The sequence below is a fragment of the Mycoplasma sp. Z386 genome (assembly GCF_054343375.1).
The window spans coordinates 1-1,995 of record NZ_JBTGVC010000036.1; the positions used below are offsets into that span (position 1 = coordinate 1).

General features: G+C 20.4%; 3 protein-coding genes. All 3 read right to left on the reverse strand.

Annotated elements, in window-relative coordinates:
- Positions 1-131: 131 nt before the first annotated feature.
- The 3 genes from ACXX85_RS03945 to ACXX85_RS03955 all read right to left on the reverse strand — a co-directional run bounded on the left by ACXX85_RS03945 (position 132) and on the right by ACXX85_RS03955 (position 1,602).
- Positions 132-893 carry a hypothetical protein gene (locus tag ACXX85_RS03945; protein ID WP_458560683.1) on the reverse strand — a complete coding sequence of 254 codons (762 nt, stop codon included), beginning with the start codon at positions 891-893 and terminating at the stop codon, positions 132-134.
- Positions 894-1,052: 159 nt separating this feature from the next.
- Positions 1,053-1,385: a hypothetical protein gene (locus ACXX85_RS03950; protein WP_458560684.1), complete on the reverse strand. Its 333-nt coding sequence runs from the start codon at positions 1,383-1,385 to the stop codon at positions 1,053-1,055.
- Between the two features lie 31 nt (positions 1,386-1,416).
- The gene (locus ACXX85_RS03955) at positions 1,417-1,602 is read right to left on the reverse strand and encodes a hypothetical protein (protein WP_458560685.1); all 186 of its coding nucleotides are present in this window, start codon (positions 1,600-1,602) and stop codon (positions 1,417-1,419) included.
- Positions 1,603-1,995 lie beyond the last annotated feature (393 nt).

Sequence of the window (1,995 nt, forward strand, 5' to 3'; positions counted from 1 at the left end):
CCAAAAAAATGGTTGATTTTCTGCTTTTTAGTGTTGACTGGGAAACTCGGGATAAGGAGAAATTTTTTTATGACTAAAAAATTAGAAACTGCTAAAAAACTTTATGAAAAAACAAACCAAAAAACATAAAATTAATTATTTTTCAATAATTCATTAATTGTTTTAAAAGATAAATTTTTTACAATGTTAATTTTATATTTTTTTGGGACAATAGAGAAATTGTATTGAATTTTACTGTTGGATAAATTATAGCTTTCATTTAAATTATAGTTAAAATCCGAATCATTAATTAATGAAAAATCAATAACTTTATTTTCTTCATCAATTTTAGATTTAATTAATACTGATTGTTTTAAATAATTATAATTAGTTTTATATTCTAGTGTTCTATGAATAACAATGCTATTATTTTCAAAAATTTGATCAAATGTTTTATCTTTGAAAAAAATCTTTTCAAATTCTGTTAAAATATCATTTTCGCTTTTTTTAGTTTTGCTATTCTCTTCTGTGTAAAATTCCTTAATAGAAGGAATAATTTTATTTTTAAATTCTTCTTTGTTATTGATAATGTGTATGTCATCATTAAATAAAAGATTATTTGAATTAAGTGAATTATTTTTAAAAATTAAAACATCTGATGTAAAAATATTTTGCTCTTTTTGTTTTTGAAATATTAAAGGTCAATAATCTTTAAATAAATCATTTTTAATAAAAAAATTCTCTTTGTATTGAAACTCTTTATATAAATTAAGTAAAATTTTTTCGTTTTCTTCTTTATTTGTTTTAGAAAATACAATTTCTTTATTTTTTTCTGTTTTAATTAATGTAAACCTTTTCTTTTGTGAAACTAATGATGTTTTTCTCGTAGTTTCTCCACTATCAATTCCAGGCAAATTTAAAACTGATATTTCTAAGATATTAAACTTATCAACTGTATTTTCATCAATTATAAAATTTAAAAAATCATTAGTATATCATAAAGATTCATTTTCTAATAAAATTAAATTGTTTTGTGTTAATTCATTTTCTAATTTATTTCCATTAAGAAAATCTTATTCAAACATTTTTGTAATTTGTTCTTTGGTTAATCTATTATTTATATTGAATTTATCATATAATTCATTAATTTTACTAACAATTTTTTCATCAAAATCATCAATAGTTTTTATTATTAATTTTTTTTCATTTAAAAAGTTAAAATTATTTTCTTTGCTTTCAAATAATTTTTCTCTAAATTGATCAAAAATAAAACTATTATTTGCTTTTATATTTTGTTGGTCTTGTTTAATCTTAATGAGATTTTCAAAATAAATTGATTTTACTTTAATTTGCTCAATATATTCTTTTATTTCTTTCTGAGCACAAGAAAATAATGAAAATGTCATCGGAAAACTTAAACTAATTAATATTTTTCTTTTATTTTTTAACCACATAAGTAAATGCTAAATTATCCTCAATTGAATTTTCAAATAAAGAAGATTTATACTTTTTAATAACTAGTCTAAAATTAGACGATTCTGTAACATCATATTCTATCAATTCATCATTTGAATCACTAGAAATAGAACTACTTACTTGTATTCAATTTCCTGAATTATCCATTTTTTCTAAAATTAAATCATAATCAGAAAACTTACTATTATTTTGTCTTGAAAAAGCAGTTTCTTTTTTAAGTTGTAACTCTTTTATGTGTTCTTTTTCTCATTTTTCATTTTCAGAATTTATTCTATTTAGTTCTGCTACATTTGCAATAGCACCCCCCCAAAGGGCCTAAAAATCATCATCAATTTACTTGTGGATTATATTCAACTCTTTTTTCTTCATTTGCTGCAATGCTTGTTTGTGTTAGTGTTATAGGTACTAATATACCAGGTACTGCAGTTATAAATAAAATATTTTTTTCATTTTTTTTAATACTTTTGATCCTTTTTTAATTTTTGTATTAAAACAGAAATAAAATGTCACCCCCCATTCCCAATATAAAATGTCACTTTT